The sequence below is a fragment of the Sphingobacterium olei genome, from assembly GCF_005048855.1.
Taxonomy (GTDB): domain Bacteria; phylum Bacteroidota; class Bacteroidia; order Sphingobacteriales; family Sphingobacteriaceae; genus Sphingobacterium; species Sphingobacterium olei.
In genome coordinates, this window is the sequence record NZ_SUME01000001.1 from 659611 (window position 1) to 677559 (window position 17949).

Below are 17949 nucleotides of genomic sequence, written 5' to 3' on the forward strand. Positions count from 1 at the left end.
TTGAGACAGCAAGCTATCTTTTTGAATGTTCCGAACTGAAGTAGTGAGCCGATGGATTGAAATAATCAGCTCACTACGTTTATAGTATCTAAAATAATTTAGATTTTTTCAGACTGGTTTTTCCTTTTATTGCGATATCTTTTGAAAAGAAAAATAGCAATTGTTGTTAAAATCCAAATTGGCCATAGGCTAATAAATGCGAGAAAGATACTTTCTAGCAAATTTAGGCTAAACGAAAAAGCATCTTTTATTTTTGAACCGAAGCTATTTGACCCTATCGACAAGTTTGCTTGATACTCAAACAGGTTAATAGAAACCGTACTGTATCCTATCTGATCTTTTAGACTTCTAAGTACGGACTCTTGACTATCTATTTCCTCTTGGATAAGCCGTATTTGTTCCTGAATTTCCAGTATATCCTTTACATTTTTTGCTTGATTTAACAATTGTATATACCTAACTAACGCAGCCTGCTTACTTTTTAATCTCGCTTCTGTATCGTAATATTGGATGCTGACATCTTGAGATTGGACGTGCTTTTGAGTGATTTTATCTTCTCCATTTTCAATATTGGATAAAAATGCATCAAAATGATTGAAAGGAATACGCACTACGAGAATATAATTTATTAAGTCACTTATATTTTTTGTAGACTCTTGTTCATAATATCCTTCAAATTTTTTAACATATTCGTCTAGTCTTTTCTTTCCCGATTTAATATCCTTTGATTCGATGGAAATAGTACCCGTTCGGATTATTTTTTTACCACGAGATGGAGTTGGATGGTTTTCGACAGATGGGCTTTCCTGTTCTGATGTCGCGAAATTTCTGCTATCTTGCGAAGTGTTTATATCTTCGAGCAGAATCTCTTCGGCTGCATAACCATAACTGGGTTCAGTTGGTTGATTACAAGCACTAACGAATAATATTAATGCTGAAAAAAATAAGCAGATAATCAATGTTTTTTTCATTAGAGCGCTTTTTTTATTTGTATAACAACGAAACCAAAGTTACTGCAAACACATCGCACGGACATGGCTAATTGAATGCAATACAAATGGTAGTTCCGTATTTATCTTAATTTTTAATGATGATGCATAAAACGAATAAAATCCATAATAAAGTTCAGGGTATAACGTCATCATATGCTTAAAATTCTCGGAACAAAGACAATCAACCCGATAGCCAATGCCGTTAGGGCGCTTATCAACACCGCCGCCGCAGCCATATCCTTGATTTTTTTTATTTTATCATGTCTTTCGGGGCAGACGAAATCTGCGATATGCTCTATGGTGGTATTTATCAATTCGACGATGAATACCAATCCTATGGCAAAACTAATGGCTATCCATTCGTATGCGGATAGTCTAAATATTGCGCCAGCGATTAATGTACAAAGTGCTATTACAAGATGAATTCTTGCATTATGCTCTTCCTTCAACAAAATCTTCAATCCATTAAAAGCAAATCTAAAACTTGCTATTCTTTTTGATATCGAAAATTTCTGATCTTTCATGCCTTGAGGAAAATATTTTTGTGAACATATTTTTTGTAATACTCCTATCATGTTAAACCTTATACATCTCCGGATGTTTTAATAAAAACGGAAAGCAAAAGAATCGTTCATGGCAGTCTAGAGGAGTTATGTTTAATCAATATTACAAAATAATATAGTTTATTTTGTAATTTTTACATTAATCTGTTTTTATTTTTATAATTATTTTATATTTTTGATGAGTTATTAATCGAATTAATAATTATTTCACACATATATAACCTTCAGTTCATAATGTACTGCTAAGTTTATCGTGTAAAATAAAAATAAGAGTTATATGGTAAAAGATTTAGAAATTTTCGAACATGACACCTGTACCGATCTGCAAGAGTTGGGGTACGATGGTGATGATTGTGTAAGCTTTGAAGACTAGCCTTCAAAGCTTACAATAATTTGGTTATATACCTATTCCTTACGTCATTCTATTTTAGATTCAAAATAATAAGATCCCGATCCAATAATCTTTTCGTTGCCCTGTTCTTCCATTGTGTTCGTAATACGGGCGGGCATAATTACTGTAGCCGTCGTGTTTGGAGGGATGGAAACCGAAAGTTTAAAGATCCCGTTCTCGAGCGTCCACGAGGACGACACAATTCCGTATGGGGTGTCCAGACTGGCGGACGTCGTCGTTATACCGCGACCTAATCGAGGTTCTATTTTGATTTTTTTGTAACCTACCTCATCTGGATTTATACCGGCCATGTTTTTGTACATCCAATCGCCTATCGCTCCATAGGCATAGTGGTTGTAAGAATTCATGCTAGGTGTTTGAAAAGTACCGTTGGGCTTAATACCATCCCAACGTTCCCATATTGTTGTTGCCCCCATTTTTACAGGGTATAGCCACGAGGGGTATGTTTCTTGAAGGAGTAAGTCATAGGCCGTTTCGGTATGACCGAAACGCGTTAAAACATGGCACAGGTAAGGAGTGCCCAGAAATCCTGTTGTTAGGTGGTTTCCATAACTTCTTATATTTTCCACCAGTCTATTGGCGGCCTGTTGCCGTAAATTCTCTGGAAGCATATCAAATTGCAGGGCAAGTACATACGCTGTCTGTGTAGAGGAAACTAATCTACCATTCGGAGTGAGGTATTCCTGTTGGAAAGCATGTTTGATGCGCTCCAATTGAGCCTTGTATTTTTCTTCATCTTTGGTTTTACCCAGCACACCCGCTGCATTTGCCAATAGCTGTGTAGAATGGGCATAGAAACATTGTGCGATAAGATATTTATCCGTAACTGCGGCCCGGCCATCGTTATCGTCATCCGGCCGATAAAATAGCCAATCTCCAAAATGAAAGCCTGTATTCCAGAGATGTTTTTGCGATTTGGACGTTATAAAATCTACCCATGCTTGCATGCTGTTGTATTGATCTTCCAGGATGCGTGTGTCTCCGTAAGCATAAAATATCCCCCAGGGAACAATAGTCGCCACATCACCCCATCCTGCAGCACCAGCGTCGTTTGATCTAAGCACATCAGGAATAACGAATGGTATGCTACCATTTGTATGTTGGTCGGCACGAATGTCCCGTAGCCATTTAATGAAAAATCCGCTGACATCCATATTAAAAGCCGCAGTGTTAAAAAATGCCTGTGCATCACCTGTCCAGCCCAGCCTTTCGTCACGTTGAGGACAGTCTGTAGGGACATCAACAAAATTCCCTTTCTGTCCCCATACGATGTTGTGTTGGAGTTGATTGAGCAGCGGATTCGAGGTTTCAAATGTTCCGGTTTGCGGCATGTCGGAATAAAGAGCCACTGCAGTAAGATCTTCAGGGGCCAGTTCACCGGGATAGCCTTCAACCTTTAGGTAACGAAATCCCTGAAAGCTAAAATGAGGCGAAAAAACCTGTTCTGTCCCCTTCAGTATGTATATATTCTGTTGTTTCGCTGTTCGAAGATTCGTGGTGTAGAAGTTCCCTTCCTTATCAAGTACCTCGGCATGGTTTAAAGTAATTTTCGTTCCTGACGCACCTTTAGCCTTAAGTTCTACCCAGCCTACCAGATTTTGACCGAAATCAACAATTAGTTCACCACGTGGTGTTCGGGAAATGCTCTTTACTTTAAAGTGCTCCTGTTTCTTAACAGGAGGGGAGTTTATGCCAATTAAACCTTCGTAGGAATAATCCATCAATCGGACAGGTTGCCAATCGGCGCTTTCCGTATATTCGGGAAGTGTCCAGCCATTTTTCTCCAATCGCGCATCATATATTTCACCATCGTAGATGTCAGACGCTAGTACAGGACCCAAAGCGGTCTTCCATTGGTCGTCTGTTGAAAGTATCTGCTTGCTACCATCGGCGTATAGTACTTCTATTTGCAGCAGCAATGCACGTGTGTCCCCATAGAATTCCTTTTGATCATTAAAACCGATCCTACCTTTGTACCAACCGTCACCTAACATCGCCGCCAACACATTATTGCCTTTTTTTAATAGCTTCGTGACGTCGTACGTCTGGTATTGTATATGGTGCTTATAACTCGTCCAGCCCGGCATGAAATAGGCATCCCCAATACGTTGCCCATTAATGTAAGCTTCATAAAGGCCTCGGGCCGAAATATACGCTGTTGCCGATTTTATATTTTTGTTTAAACTATATGTTTTCCGGAATAAGGGACTTGTCTTTGTTGTATCTGGAAACGGGAGTGCGATCCATTTTGCTGTCCAGTCCGATGTGCCGATGCCCATTTGCCAAGTTTGTACTTCACTCCATGCTGACGTATTATTATGGTTGTCTGTGATCCGCACCTGCCAATAGTAGCGGTTTCCGGATTTTAAGGCAGGCCCCTCATAAGGGATTAACACAGATTGGGCAGTGTTTTTGAAATCCCGCCAGACAATGTTTTTATTTGACATAATCCCTTTCGGATCGGTACCAATCCTTATTTCATACGATTTTTGCGAAGTGTTGTTCAATTCTGTCCTCAGTTTCCAGCTCATTCTTGGAGCGGTGGTTTCTATACATAAAGGGTTCGATTGGTGTTCTACTTTTAAATCAAATAGGTCGATTTTCTGCGCATAAGCAGGTAGATATGAAAAAAACGTTATTAACGCCAATAGGCCAAAAAGAAAAATAGTACGCATAGTCTATAGTTGTTTTTTAGGAGCAAACGTCTTATCCCGCAAGGTGTCCATAAAAGTGATCTATGCATCTTGCATATATTTATAGACATTTAGAGAATACGTTTTATCTTACTAAGATATGGAAGATACGGATTAATAACAATACCTTATTTAAGTATATATTAGGAGAAAAGCATACAATTAATACGTTTGTAGAAGTCTATGCTGTAAAAACAGAAAACCCTGAAGCGGGGAGCTCCAGGATTTTACCAAACCAATTATTAACCTAAATTATGAACTTTTTAATTCTCAAAATGTTTGCCAAAAATCGGTTTTCCTGATTACTTTTAACAATTTTTAACAGTTTAATAGGTAATTAATTAGGGTATCCTTTTTGTTGAGATAATGTTTTTTATATTTATAACACGATAATACTATAAAATAAATAGAAGATAGGTTTATACAACAATACATATGGAAAGAATCGGGTTTATTGGATTAGGAAATATGGGACGTCCCATGGCAAAAAATCTGGAAAAAGCAGGATTTTCGCTTTCCGTCTATAATCGAACAGCTGCAAAAGCAGAAGGCTTCAAGATGCAGTCGACTATTTACAGCAGCATCAAAGGACTGATTGAAAACTGTGATGTTATCTTTACGATGCTTACTAATGATGATGCTACAAAAGCTGTTTATAAGCAGGTATTGGGTCTTTCTGTCGTCGGAAAGCTCTTTGTGGATATGAGTACTATTTCGCAGGAAGCCAGCATTGAAATCTCCAAAGCTATACGAATAAAAGAAGCATCGTTTATAGACGCACCTGTAGCCGGAAGTACTAAACCCGCCGCAGAAGGAACGCTAATTATTATGGTTGGGGGAGAAGAAAAAGATGTGATGCGGGCTCGGCCTTATTTAGAAAAATTAGGAAAACTTGTTAAACATCTTGGGGGCAATGGTCAAGGTATAGCTGCAAAATTGTCTATCAATTATTTTCTTTCCATGATCTATCAAGGATTAGCAGAAACAGTTTTATTTTCTGAAAAATTGGGAATAAGCCGTAGCGATATACTCGAAATAATCAATGAAAGTGCCAGCGGAAGTGGTGCAACAAAAGCCAAAACAAATTCATTGATAGCAAATGACTATACCCCAGCCTTTGCACTGAATTTAATGTTGAAAGATATTCTTCTTGCTCACAGGGCAGGTGCGGATTATCCGTTATCTCAAGTATTGATTGATACGTACCAATCGGCGCACGATAGCGGTTTCGGATCGGATGATGTTATTGGTATCATCAATTATTTAAAAGACGAAAAGAATCGGATATAAGAAAATCCTGGGGACGGATAGCCCCAGGATTTTCTGTTAACTGCTTGTCGGCTCTTATTGTCCAAAAACTTTCTCAAGTTCTACATCAAGTTTTTCGCCGCGTAAATTTACAGCAACAATATTACCTGTAGGGTCGATTAAATAATTTTGGGGCACACCTCTTACACCGTATAGGACAGCCGCGTCGTTGCTCCATCCTTTTAAATCAGCCACATGAATCCAAGGTAATCCATCGTCTTCTACAGCTTTTAACCAGGCATTCCTACCTTTGTTATCATCGATGGACACTGCAAGAATCTCCAATCCCTTTGGTTTGTACTTCTCATAGGCTTTTACTAGATGGGGGTTTTCAGCACGACACGGACCACACCAGCTTGCCCAAAAGTCAATCAATACATACTGTCCTAAGAAATCAGAAACTTTAACCATCTTACCATCCATATCCGGTTGTGCAAAATCTGGTGCTTTACTTCCGATTTTGATCATTTTGTCCGCTAATATTCTCGCTTCAAGTTCGCGAGCCGAAGTCAGTTGCCGTACTTCTTTCGATAATGCCAAGAACACCGGTTCAATTTCTGAAAGTTTTCGTTTGTTGGCTACATCCTTAAGCGCATCTATTGAAAAGATAGAATTCGGATTATTCTGTGCAAATAAAAACTCTTTTTCGCGGCGGGTTTCAAATTTAGCATCATATTTTTCCCGAATTGCTGCATATTGCTCATTTGCATCAGGAGCGTCTGCTTTTACGGCAGCAAACTCTTTGTTTGCACCATCAATGATACTCATAAAATCACTGCCAATTTCCGCAATGTATTTAGTATAGCTGTCATGCAGAGCCGATCCTGTAATCTTTGAAGTGCTCAATGAATCTTTGATCGCCATTTTATACGTTTCGTTGCCGAGGTAGAAGTAAAGGCGATCCCCATTATTCTGCACCATCATCTTACCTTTTCCTTCCGGATCAAACACCATGCGGGAATAAGCAGGCTCGTCTACCATACCGGTAAACGTAAACTTGCCATTTTTGATGATCGCTGAATCGGCCATTGAAAAACCTTCTTTTGTATAGTCAAGGTATACTTTCTTCCCATCAAATTTTTTAGGGGCATTACCTTTTAATTGGAATCCCTCCTGAGCAAGCAATTGAATAGGAGATAAAATCAATAGTGCTGCTGTTAGTTTTAAAATATTCATATATATTATTTGTTTTTTATTAGTTTGCATCTCCGACCGCTTTACTCTGTGGTCGTTAATATTGGTCTCGCTCTCGACGAAACCAATATCATGTTTTCTAACCTGTTATTTTCTCCATGCCATATCGACCGGGGCACCCGGTATTCCGTCTATTTGTCCGGTGAGATCACCATTTCGTCCAGTCTGAATATTGAGATAATATATGCTATTTCCGGAGCCTACGATAAGTGTGTTTTCATCGTCTTCCAGTTTTAACATGGTTACCTTATCGGTAAAGGTGGCCTCCATTTCCCGTACTTGTTGGTTTATGGGATTATAGCGGTATACTTTATTTTGTGTTGCGATATAAATATTTCCGTTTTGAGTAGCGACCATTTTTGTATCTGCGTTAATCCATTCCTGCCGGATGAATAACCGCTTATGTTCGGACGTGAAAGTAAATGGTCCGTTAAAATTGACTGTAAATTTTAACTCATAGATATTTCCCGTTTCATCCTTCATGTAGGCATAGGTATCAGCGTTATTGATTTGTACGATATGTAGCAAATCCATGCCAACGTTTTGTGGATCAAAAATTTCGGTGTTTATCGTTGTGTACTGTGTGCCAAAGTATACTGGGACACCATAGAAATTAATACGAAGGAATTGCTTTTTATCTTTTTCATATGCAATCATGATCGTATTACCATTAACAGTACTCATGATGAACTGCGGTGCCAGTTCATAATTTCCATCCGCATAATTACCGAACATGCCGTATGTGTGAGCTTGATCCCAAGTTTGCGTGGTGCCGCCGTAAAATTTACCATTGATTACGCCCATTAGCACACCGTTACGGTGATTTTGGAGACTACCAACGTCAATAGTTTCAGGAGCCAAAAAGAAATTTTTACTTAGCGTATTCGGTTTTTCTTTTTCTAGTGTGAGGTCATCTACGGCTATTCTCACTCCGCCATTTTTGGTTATAATCCAATAACCCAGCGGAATTGCATTCGTTATTTCTGCATGACGCATGAAATAAAGGTGTAACGGATCTGAAGGTAAGTTTTCACCATTTATTGCTGTGTAAATATTTGGTTGTACGGTATTATCCGGTTTGACGAAGGAAAGTTTCGTTACGCCATCTTCTATACTTAAAACAACGTTTCCTTTAGAAAATTCGGTAATTCCGCGAATTTTAAAATTGTGAAAGTACTTCATCCCGTTGGCTTTGTTCGTAACCGTGAGCTGTGTGGTATAAACCTTTGCACCATATCCAAATACCATACGCAATGAATGACCTTCATACAGATCGCGTTCCGGATTTACGGATTCAGGTGCCATTACCCGCCATTGCAGTTCCAGTTGGCTAGCATCGACACCTGCAAAACGCGGTTCGATAATCAAGCTGTCACCCACTACTGCTTCATAAAGCGTGTCTAATCCAATTATTTCTGGCGTAATCGGCATATTAATGTCATAGTTCCCCTTGTCCTTATAACAGCTTCCCAAGCATAATAGCAAGAAAGCATAGAATGCAAGTTGGAACATATTGATATTTGTCTTGATTTCCATATTATCTAACCTCTCTTCCATTTTCGTCTATAAAAAAATATTTTCCGGATCCTGCATTATATCGCAATAGCATCGGCCTGCTCGGATTATCCTTGTGGTAAAAGGAATAAGTGGCACCATCATCTTCGGTGGTCAACACATAACCTTTCTCGGGATTGTTATCCACCCATCGGAAGGGATCGTTTAGCATCATCGTAAGCACGCTAGCAATGTAGGTGTTTTTCGGTACGCCAAATGGGTCTTCATCCGTGTTTGTCATATGATCTAAGCCAGTTACAAGTATAAATAATTGATGTTTTACCCGGGAATAGCTGTCCAACCATTGATCCCACCAGCTCGGCTTTTCTAATCGTGCTGATAGGATAATCCGCGCACGGATAATGTTGGGGTTTTCAACACCAAAGTCTTCTGTTTCTTGTAGTTTTAAAATTACGGACACAGATCTTTCTTCTAAATCGGATACATTGTACACAATAAGAGGAAGTCTTGCGCGTCCTTCATTAGCAGTTAGGGAATAATTACCTTCCAAGGGTTTGTAGTGTAGTTCGGGAACTGCTGTGGAGGAGTCGTGCTCAACATACGCCTTGTAAATGCCGCCTTGTGGAAGCCGATGACCCGTAATTCGTACTGGTATATAAACGGTGTCTACAGCTTTTGTCATGTCGTAGGCGAAGGTATAAACGATGCTATCGCGATCATTACGGTTGAGATCGAAATAAATATTTGCATCTTCTTCATAGATCTTCAGCTCTGCTTCTTTACAGCTATATAGCGACATAATAGCAATCAATGCTACAATAAAATAATTTATCTGTTTCATAAGTCGTTCTGTTGGATTAACGTTCACCATAAATAATCTCGTCATCTGGTAATGGGAGTACAAAAATGCGTTGACTAGCCGGAATTATCTCGCCTTGAAATCCGATAATGGGTTTGTTTAGCCTTTTATAAGCATAGAACAACTGGCCCTCTGCATACGTTTCTTTTCGGTACTCTTTAAGCAGCTCGGTTTGGAATTCACTTAAATTAGCCGCTTTTACTTTGTCTCCGATTTCACGGTGCAGCCTTACTTCATCTAAATAGGCTAATGCAGCGTCGGGATCAGCCTCATATGTACATTCCGCAGCAATATAATACACTTCGCTTAGCCGAAGAGCAGGTGCCATAAGATAATGTTTGTTTGCAATAAAAGTGTCACCTACAGGATTTCTTCGGTATTTTTGAATTGTTTTTTCCGTACCATTTAACCCGCTAAACCACTGGGTGAATCGCATGTCTGATCCGCCCGCACCACCTGTCTCATAAATGCTTTTTACATCATCATCTGACAGATAAATTCCGTCTACGGCCGGATCAGAAAATGTTGAAATATTAATTTCATTGTTCAACGATGGTATATACCAGCCAAATAGTAGTTCCTTATACAGGATACGGTCTTTTTTGTCAGCGTCGGGTTGTAAAAAATCTGTTTTATTGGTCCATGGAAACTTTTTAGCATCAATAACGATCTTTGCATTAGCCAGTGCATTTGTCTTATCGCCCTTGTATAAATATACGCGTGCCAAAGCGCCACATACTGCGTAAAAATTCAATCTATGCCTTCTGTTCTGTAGGAATAAACTTTTATCGTGTAATTCAGTGTTTGTCAACGTATCAGCCGAAGGATATCCGATAATATAAGACGATTTCCGAATGGGGTCGTCGGTCAATAGTTCTTTAGCTTGTTCCAAATCGGCAATTACCGAGTCCAATACATCCTTCACTTTCGACATAGCTGTAGTTTTATTCGAATAGGACGTTACATACGGAATAGCTGCTGCCTCCGGGTTGACCAGGTAAGCTGGAGCAAACAGCCGTAATGCATCAAAATGTAGGTAGCCTCGTAGCGCTAATGTCTCACCCTTAATTAGTGCGTAGTTACCTGCAGTAAATAGATTTTGTTTTTGGTCTATTTCAGCTAAGATCAAATTTGCATTGACAATTCCAGAGTAAAGACCTAGCCAAATCGCATCCTTGCGCTGCATAAAGTCAGCGTCATCATACCTGTAATTTTTAGTAGCTAAGTACTTTGGTCTGTCGAATGGTTTGATTTTATAATTTTGGGCTAAAACTTCTGTTGTGCCGATTGTAAGTTCTTTGCCATATAAGTCGGTCTTAGCATTTCGGGTGTATATACCCAATAATGCTTCTTTAAAGCCTTCTTCCGTTGTAAAAAGAATATCCCGATCGATATCACTTTCGGGCTGCACATCCAGCCACTTGGAGCAGGATAGTAGCGTGGTTTGCGATAGCAGTAGAATGTATAGTATTGCTTTTTTCATTGTTTTTCGATTCTCTAGATTGCGTATCTTATTTATAATGCGGCTTGTAGACTAAAGCTAATGCTTCTTGCAAACGGGTAGTTGATCCCTCTTTCTTGCCGTACAGTAGACATGCGGAAAATATCATTGGCTGTTAGACCTAGACGAAGTCGGGACAATGACATTTTCTTTACCCATGCTGTTTCGAAATCGTACGACAGGAACACCGATTGTAAGGCCAACAAGTTATCCGGCATAATAAAACGTGAGGATACCCTGGTTTGCCCCTGATCGCGAATGCTTTTGTAAAAAGTGACATCACCCGGATTCTTCCATTTTTCTGCCAATACTCGACTGTCTACATTATATCGCGGATCTGCATTTTCAACACGGTCAACTAGCGTTTGGTTATACATTTTGGCACCCATCCGGGCTTGGAAATAAGCTACCGCCGTGAGTTGTTTATACCTCAGTGTTCCACCAAAGAATCCTTCCAATTTTGGCGTTGCAATGGCGACCACTTCGATATCTCTCGCATTCCAGTCGTAGGTTAAGGATCCGTTTTGTGTGCGAAATACCTCACGCCCGCTTTCCGGATCAATACCTAAAGAAGGTACAGCATAGATTGCATCGATCGACTGTCCTTCCTTAAAACGTAATAAAGGCACTCCTAAAAAGCCATTTTCTTGCTGTACATCATCAACGCGATCATTATAACTTTTTAGTGCATTTGAAATCCGTACAATTTTATTTTCATTGCGTACCAAGTTCGCCATCAGGCTTAATGTCCATTCTTTATTACGTATCGGTATCGCGTTGAAATTAATTTCGAAGCCTCTGTTTTCCATATCTCCTAAATTCTCTTTATATGATGTGAATCCAGTCGATGGTGCAAGCGTAATATCCGTAAGGATATCCTTGGTCAGTTTGTAGTATAATCTTGGAGACATCGTGATACGGTCGTTAAATAAGCCCAGATCCACACCGATATCGGTTCCCTGTGTTTTCTGCCAGGTTAAGTCTTCGTTTCCATAATTGCGAACAACAGCGCCAATTCCTGATGAATACCTATTATTCTGATCGTAAGCATAGGTGGTCGACGACATATAAGGTGCAAAATTAATGGATCCGGTTAATCCTGTTGTTGCCCGCAACCGTAAGAGATTAACGATATCGCTAGCGAACCAGGACTCGTTGTGTACATTCCAGCCGGCACCTAAAGACCAGAATGGAGCCGTGCGGTTGTTGTCCCCGAACTTAGATGAGCCATCCATACGGACCGTGGCATCTAAAAGGTACCTGTTGTTAAATGAATAATTGGCGCTTAAAAATGCACCGAATAACCGGGACAAGGACAGATAGCTGTACGGACTTTCGTTTTCAGCATATCCTTTCGCGAAACCTATGCTTTGAAACCGGTCGTTTGCAAATCCAATTGCCCTAAACGAACGTTCATCCATATTTTCGGTACGGATGTTTGTTCCTCCGACGACGTTGAAATCACTTTTTCCAATTCGCCTCATCCAATTTACACGTACGTTAGCATCCCAGTGCAGCTCGTTGTTTATGTAGCTGGTATAACTGCCTCTCTCATCGGTCCGGGATGTAGGGTAATTGTAAAATTCATTTGCTAACGGAGACACAAAATTATCTCCCGTATTCATCCGCTTCAATAAACTTACCTGCCCGCGCAGACGTAGCCCGTACCCCAGATCAAAGTCACTGGCGAAATTATTCATCACCTCCGTATAGCCGTTTTTATTAAAGCTGTTTAACGTTGCATCATACATGGGGTTCAGTACGGATTCGGTTTCAGATGCACCGGTATCCCAGACTCGCTTCCATGTATCGACTCGTTGGATGATATTGCCGTTGTCGTCCATCATGCGGTAATACGGGTTCATACGCACATAATTGGAGTAAGCACCATATGGTGATTCATTGCCCTGTACAACTGTCACGGCAAGTTCATTGAAAAAACGAACTTTGTTTTTTAGGTTGTAGTTAAAGTTTAAACCTCCCGAATACTGGTTCCGATCGGAACCTTTCATCACGCCAGGTCTGGTCTGGTACCGCACGTCAACACCATACCGGAAGGTTTCGGAACCACCCTCCAGAAAAAGCCCATGTTTTTGTCCTACAGCCGTGCGTAGGGGTTGGGATAGCCAGTAGGAGTCTACACCGCCTAACACATTAGCTAGTTTATTATAATACAATTGATCTAAGTCGTTCTGTGGCTGGCGTTGGAGTTCAGAATCGAATAAGCCAGATAGTCGTTCAAATTCAAGTTTCTCGGGGGCATTTAATACATTGTAGTCGCTAATATCTGGCGCGTTGACATTGCTCTCGTGCGAGTAGGTTAATTGTAGCTTCCCTTCTTTAGGTGCCTTGGTAGTGATCACCATGACACCGTTTGCAGCTCGTGATCCATAGATAGCCGTAGCTGCCGCATCTTTAAGTATGGTGACTGTTTCGATGCGTGTCATATCGAGATCGAGTACTTTTTGTACACTTACTTCGTAGCCATCAAGTATAAATGCTGGCATATTCGTTGTACCCGTAATATTATCACGGCGCAATACTTCATTGGTACCAGTCGGAAGCGCCGATGATCCGCGTACATTAATGTATGGTATGGCATTTGGGTTTGCACCAGCAAGGTTATTGTCCAATAATTTAAAGGAAGGATCAAATACCTGCATGGCTTGTAAGACATTCTGTGGGTTGACCTGTCTGAGCTCCTCACCACTTTTTGTGATAGCAGTACCGGTGTAAGAATCTTTCTTAATCGTCTGATATCCCGTCACGATTACTTCTTCTACATCGGCAGCATCCTCCTGCATTTGAACGGGATAGCTATATTTACCTTCCTGCAGTTTAAATGTCAGGCGTTTATAGCCAATCATTGTCACTGTTACTGTTTGGCCGTCGGGTGTCCCCGGCAAGGTGAAATTACCATCCGTATCGGCCACAGCAATAGTTTTGCCGTCGACAGCTAGACTTGCCCCAGCTAATGGTAGATTATCCCTTCCAAGAATCTTGCCTTGGACATTCTGCTGTTGCACCTTTTCCTCTGCGGAAATTGGTTTAGTTTCTGTGTTCTTTCTTACGGGTTTTCGTTCCAATACGATAGTTTTATCTACGATTCGGTATGAAATGTTTCTTGGGGCAAGAATTTTATCCAGAAATGCCTCTAATGGCATGTTTTTAGCAACTATACTTACCGGTGTAGCGTTAGTCAACAGATCCCTAGTGCCGAGCACTTCGTAAGAAACCTGTTTTTTTACAGCTTGTAGAACGGTCGTTAATGCGATGTTCTGTCCAGTATACGTAACTGTCTGCGTGTAGGCTGCATGACCAAATTGGAGGCATGCAACGAAATACATAAATGTACTTAGCTTGATCACTCTAATAAAGTAACTTAAATTCATTAATTTTGTTGTGGTTAGTAATTGGACAATGTCCGATACAATTCAGTTAATGGTCAGCTTGGCTGACCTAGTTCCGGCGGGGAGGTATTGCAACTACCTTTCCGCTATTTATCTTAGATTTTCGTGCTGATTTTTTCCTTGGACCTCCTTTCTTCCATTCATTCCATAATTCTTCTATTCGTTCCCGGTTATTCGTTCCCGTTGGCCGGTGCTATAAATAATTTATTATCAGCCGTCATTTGATAGGTTATGTTGTTGCTTTCCAGTAAACTCAATATGGTCGATAACTTGCTGGTGCGAAAGGTCCCGCCAAAAAATTCAATATCCGGAACGGTACCTTTGTAGATTACATCTACATTATACCAACGGGATACTTCGCTCATTACTTCTTTCAACGATTTTCCGTCAAAGTTGAACTTTCCGTTAAGCCATGCCAGTTCTTGTGCTACATCTACGTCCTTTCTAGAAAGTTTGCCCTGTCGTAAAACGGATTGTTGTCCTGGTTTAAGCTCCGTTTCTAATTGGTTTGCCAAAGCCTGTACACGCACTTTTCCTTCCGTCAATGTTGTTTTAATCGGATAACCGTCTGTGTACGCGTTTACATTGAAATGAGTGCCTAATACCGTAATCTTTTGATCGTTGCTGATTACTATAAATGGATGATTGGCTTGTTTTGCCACCTCAAAGTAGGCTTCACCCTGTAGAGTAACTTCTCTTTTGTCTTTTGCAAATCTAACTGGATAATCTAATTCGCTACCCGCATTTAGTTTTACGCGGGTACCGTCGGGAAGGGTTACGTTGTATAAACCACCTCTGGGAGTAGCTATTTTGACGGATACAACAGATTCCGTCTCCGTAACAAGTTCTCCATCTTTGTAGTTTAGTCCATTTTCATTGATATAAATTTCCTGCTGTGTTTGATCCAGTTCGAATAATCGACCGTCAGAAAGTGTTACCGTAGCTTTATTACCCGCAGGAGCGTAATCTATATGCGAAGTTTGCTGAATCGAATCTGCGGAGCTCTTCATGTTGATAGACCACAAATATGTTCCAAAAATACCCACTAAAAGTACTGACGCTGCGATAAGATAGGGGTACAAGCGTTTTAAAATAGGAGTTCTGTGAGGTGTTTGATATGGAAAAGCTTTTTTCTTTATTCTTGCAAACGCTCGGTTACTATCTATTACCGCAAATTTTTCATAAGCCTGTTGCTGCTCGTCTGTATTTTTACAACGCTGGTAAATATCCTGATTCTTATCTGAAAGAGATAACCAATGTTGCAATAAACCCTGCTCTACTTCAGTTAAGTGTATTCCTTGGATCTCTTTTGCAATAATTTCACCGATAATGATTGGTTCTTCTTCGTTTTGGTACATATTTTTCCGCTTGTTATCTATAGATACCACACCGAATTAAAAAAGTACTAAAGAAAAATAGAAATTATTGAAATTTTTCTACAATAAATACTCCGGCGATTAAAAGATTGAATGAATCTCTCTTCAATTGATTCCGTAAAATCGTTAGTGCACGTAATTTTTGATTTTTTACAGTTTGTAAGTTTATTCCCATTTCATCGGCTACTTCTTGATTACTTTTTCCTTCCAGATAGGTCGCTTTAATAATTTGTTGCGCTTTAGGCGGTAGGCTTTGTATAGCTTCATACAGTTCACCCATAGCTTCTGCATAGACGATATGCTGTAGCTGGCTTTCCTGAAATTGTTCCTGATTTGCCAAATAATTATCCGTACGGATGGCTCTTCGCTGCCGGGCAGTTTGCTTGTTTAATCCGATACGGCGGGTCGTTTGGTAGAGGGATGATTTAAGATGGAGTATGCTTTGAAAATCCTTTTTGCTATTCCACATACTTACGAAGGCTTCTTCTGCGATATCCTCGGCTTCCTTTGTTTCCTCTACAAAACTAGAAGCAAATATGCAAAGACGATTGTAATAACGGTTAAAAATATACTCGAATGCTTTCTCTTTTCCGTTATTTAAATCGTAAAGTAAATGCATTTCATTCGTATATTTCATTTTATGGCGTTTAGGATACGGTTAATATGAATTATTGGTGTAAATATAGGTATAATTCGAAAAAGTAGTACTAAAGACAACGGAAGATTACGTTGTTCTTTTGCTAACCAATCCGTAACTTAGTCGCATAGACGAATACTATAAAACATGGATGATTTTATCGCGGCCCGTTCCCAAATGGCCATGTCACTTGGCTTTCATATTATATTTGCATGCGTGGGCATGGTCATGCCTTTTTTTATGGCTATTAGTCACTACAAATATCTCCGTACCGGAAATGAAATTTACAAAGGACTTACAAAAGCGTGGAGCAAAGGTGTAGCCATCCTTTTTGCGACCGGTGCTGTTTCGGGTACGATGTTATCATTCGAATTGGGGCTGCTATGGCCCGAGTTTATGAAACATGCCGGTCCAATATTTGGTATGCCATTTTCATTAGAAGGGACGGCATTCTTTATCGAAGCCATCGCATTAGGTTTCTTCTTGTATGGTTGGGATCGGTTCAACAAATGGTTTCACTGGGCTACAGGTGTATTGGTCGGTATCAGCGGTTTAGCATCGGGCATACTCGTTGTCGCTGCGAATGCCTGGATGAACAGTCCGGCGGGTTTTGACTATCATAACGGCGTGTATTCAAATATTGATCCGATAGCCGCAATGCTGAATAAAGCGTGGTTTTCCCAGGCATTACATATGGTTTTAGCGGCATTTGTATCTACCGGATTCGCGGTAGCCGGCATGCATGCCCTGATGATTTTGAAGCGGAAAAACGTGGAGTTCCATACCAAGGCATTTAAGATTGCTGCAACCTGTGGCTGTATCGCAGCGTTGCTGCAGCCAATTAGCGGCGATATATCAGCGAAAGACGTAACCCAGCGGCAGCCCATAAAGCTAGCAGCGATGGAAGCACATTTTAATACCGAGGAAAGAGCGCCTTTTATCCTTGGAGGAATTGTCAATGAAGAAGAACAAAAAGTAGATTACGCGATCAAAATACCGGGTGTACTGAGCTTTCTCGCACACGGAGATATCGATAAGCCAGTCAAAGGACTTAATGAGTTCCCTCGGGAGGATTGGCCTCCGATCGCTATTACCCACTATGCGTTTCAGATCATGATCACTTTAGGTATGCTGCTGTGTGGGTTGTCGCTATTGTACTTAGTGGTTATCTGGAAGAAAAAGCATTGGATGCAGGCTAACTGGTTTTTACGCCTATTTGTACTTGCTATACCTTTAGGTTATATTGCCCTTGAAGCGGGCTGGGTGGTTACTGAAGTCGGGCGTCAGCCCTGGATTATTTACGGCATCATGCGCACAAAAGATGCTGTTACTCCAATGCCCGGGATCGTATATTCCTTCTACATTTTTACCACGGTATTTGTGTCGCTTTCAGCTATCGTTATATTTCTCTTGTACAGACAGTTAAAAATGGTGGGCAGGTTGTACGATGTAACGGATCCCAACTTCGGAATAAAATCAAAATCATAAT

General features: G+C 40.4%; 12 protein-coding genes. 2 read left to right on the plus strand and 10 right to left on the minus strand.

Annotation, left to right across the window (positions count from 1 at the left end; genetic code table 11):
- Positions 1-98: 98 nt before the first annotated feature.
- From FAZ15_RS02770 to FAZ15_RS02780, 3 genes are all read right to left on the minus strand, one after another.
- Complete coding sequence (locus FAZ15_RS02770; RefSeq protein WP_136899775.1) at positions 99-971, minus strand: DUF4349 domain-containing protein; 873 nt, start codon at positions 969-971, stop codon at positions 99-101.
- Between the two features lie 170 nt (positions 972-1141).
- Positions 1142-1516, minus strand: coding sequence for a diacylglycerol kinase family protein (locus FAZ15_RS02775; protein WP_136899776.1), 375 nt, complete (start codon positions 1514-1516; stop codon positions 1142-1144).
- A 456-nt stretch (positions 1517-1972) separates the two neighbouring features.
- Positions 1973-4642: an alpha-L-rhamnosidase gene (locus tag FAZ15_RS02780; protein ID WP_136899777.1), complete on the minus strand. Its 2670-nt coding sequence runs from the start codon at positions 4640-4642 to the stop codon at positions 1973-1975.
- A 453-nt stretch (positions 4643-5095) separates the two neighbouring features.
- Between FAZ15_RS02780 and FAZ15_RS02785 the strand changes: the two genes are divergently transcribed.
- A complete protein-coding gene (locus tag FAZ15_RS02785) occupies positions 5096-5950 on the plus strand; it encodes an NAD(P)-dependent oxidoreductase (RefSeq protein WP_202912298.1) in 855 nt (284 codons plus the stop codon).
- Between the two features lie 54 nt (positions 5951-6004).
- Here FAZ15_RS02785 and FAZ15_RS02790 read toward each other — a convergent pair whose 3' ends face one another.
- The 7 genes from FAZ15_RS02790 to FAZ15_RS02820 form a co-directional block, all read right to left on the minus strand.
- Positions 6005-7144, minus strand: coding sequence for an AhpC/TSA family protein (locus FAZ15_RS02790; RefSeq protein ID WP_162304852.1), 1140 nt, complete (start codon positions 7142-7144; stop codon positions 6005-6007).
- A 105-nt stretch (positions 7145-7249) separates the two neighbouring features.
- The gene (locus FAZ15_RS02795) at positions 7250-8719 is read right to left on the minus strand and encodes a PKD-like family lipoprotein (protein WP_136899780.1); all 1470 of its coding nucleotides are present in this window, start codon (positions 8717-8719) and stop codon (positions 7250-7252) included.
- Positions 8700-9518, minus strand: coding sequence for a DUF4843 domain-containing protein (locus FAZ15_RS02800; RefSeq protein WP_162304853.1), 819 nt, complete (start codon positions 9516-9518; stop codon positions 8700-8702). Before FAZ15_RS02800 ends, FAZ15_RS02795 begins: the two co-directional genes overlap by 20 nt.
- 16 nt (positions 9519-9534) lie before the next feature.
- Positions 9535-11019 carry a RagB/SusD family nutrient uptake outer membrane protein gene (locus FAZ15_RS02805; protein WP_136899782.1) on the minus strand — a complete coding sequence of 495 codons (1485 nt, stop codon included), beginning with the start codon at positions 11017-11019 and terminating at the stop codon, positions 9535-9537.
- Between the two features lie 32 nt (positions 11020-11051).
- The gene (locus tag FAZ15_RS02810) at positions 11052-14429 is read right to left on the minus strand and encodes a SusC/RagA family TonB-linked outer membrane protein (protein WP_238387130.1); all 3378 of its coding nucleotides are present in this window, start codon (positions 14427-14429) and stop codon (positions 11052-11054) included.
- A 188-nt stretch (positions 14430-14617) separates the two neighbouring features.
- Positions 14618-15805, minus strand: coding sequence for a FecR family protein (locus tag FAZ15_RS02815; RefSeq protein WP_136899783.1), 1188 nt, complete (start codon positions 15803-15805; stop codon positions 14618-14620).
- A 64-nt stretch (positions 15806-15869) separates the two neighbouring features.
- Positions 15870-16460 carry an RNA polymerase sigma factor gene (locus FAZ15_RS02820; protein WP_136899784.1) on the minus strand — a complete coding sequence of 197 codons (591 nt, stop codon included), beginning with the start codon at positions 16458-16460 and terminating at the stop codon, positions 15870-15872.
- 147 nt (positions 16461-16607) lie between these two features.
- On the opposite strand from FAZ15_RS02820, the gene FAZ15_RS02825 reads away from it, so the two are divergent.
- Positions 16608-17948, plus strand: a complete 1341-nt coding sequence (locus FAZ15_RS02825) for a cytochrome ubiquinol oxidase subunit I (protein ID WP_136899785.1) — start codon at positions 16608-16610, stop codon at positions 17946-17948.
- The last annotated feature ends 1 nt before the right edge of the window (position 17949 follow it).

What these genes read in the sequence shown, in the direction of transcription:
- FAZ15_RS02770 (WP_136899775.1), bottom strand. Translation starts at nt 971, where the DNA reads ATGAAAAAAACATTGATTATCTGCTTATTTTTTTCAGCATTAATATTA.
- FAZ15_RS02775 (WP_136899776.1), bottom strand. Translation starts at nt 1,516, where the DNA reads ATGAAAGATCAGAAATTTTCGATATCAAAAAGAATAGCAAGTTTTAGA.
- FAZ15_RS02780 (WP_136899777.1), bottom strand. Translation starts at nt 4,642, where the DNA reads ATGCGTACTATTTTTCTTTTTGGCCTATTGGCGTTAATAACGTTTTTT.
- FAZ15_RS02785 (WP_202912298.1), top strand. Translation starts at nt 5,096, where the DNA reads ATGGAAAGAATCGGGTTTATTGGATTAGGAAATATGGGACGTCCCATG.
- FAZ15_RS02790 (WP_162304852.1), bottom strand. Translation starts at nt 7,144, where the DNA reads ATGAATATTTTAAAACTAACAGCAGCACTATTGATTTTATCTCCTATT.
- FAZ15_RS02795 (WP_136899780.1), bottom strand. Translation starts at nt 8,719, where the DNA reads ATGGAAGAGAGGTTAGATAATATGGAAATCAAGACAAATATCAATATG.
- FAZ15_RS02800 (WP_162304853.1), bottom strand. Translation starts at nt 9,518, where the DNA reads ATGAAACAGATAAATTATTTTATTGTAGCATTGATTGCTATTATGTCG.
- FAZ15_RS02805 (WP_136899782.1), bottom strand. Translation starts at nt 11,019, where the DNA reads ATGAAAAAAGCAATACTATACATTCTACTGCTATCGCAAACCACGCTA.
- FAZ15_RS02810 (WP_238387130.1), bottom strand. Translation starts at nt 14,429, where the DNA reads ATGAATTTAAGTTACTTTATTAGAGTGATCAAGCTAAGTACATTTATG.
- FAZ15_RS02815 (WP_136899783.1), bottom strand. Translation starts at nt 15,805, where the DNA reads ATGTACCAAAACGAAGAAGAACCAATCATTATCGGTGAAATTATTGCA.
- FAZ15_RS02820 (WP_136899784.1), bottom strand. Translation starts at nt 16,460, where the DNA reads ATGAAATATACGAATGAAATGCATTTACTTTACGATTTAAATAACGGA.
- FAZ15_RS02825 (WP_136899785.1), top strand. Translation starts at nt 16,608, where the DNA reads ATGGATGATTTTATCGCGGCCCGTTCCCAAATGGCCATGTCACTTGGC.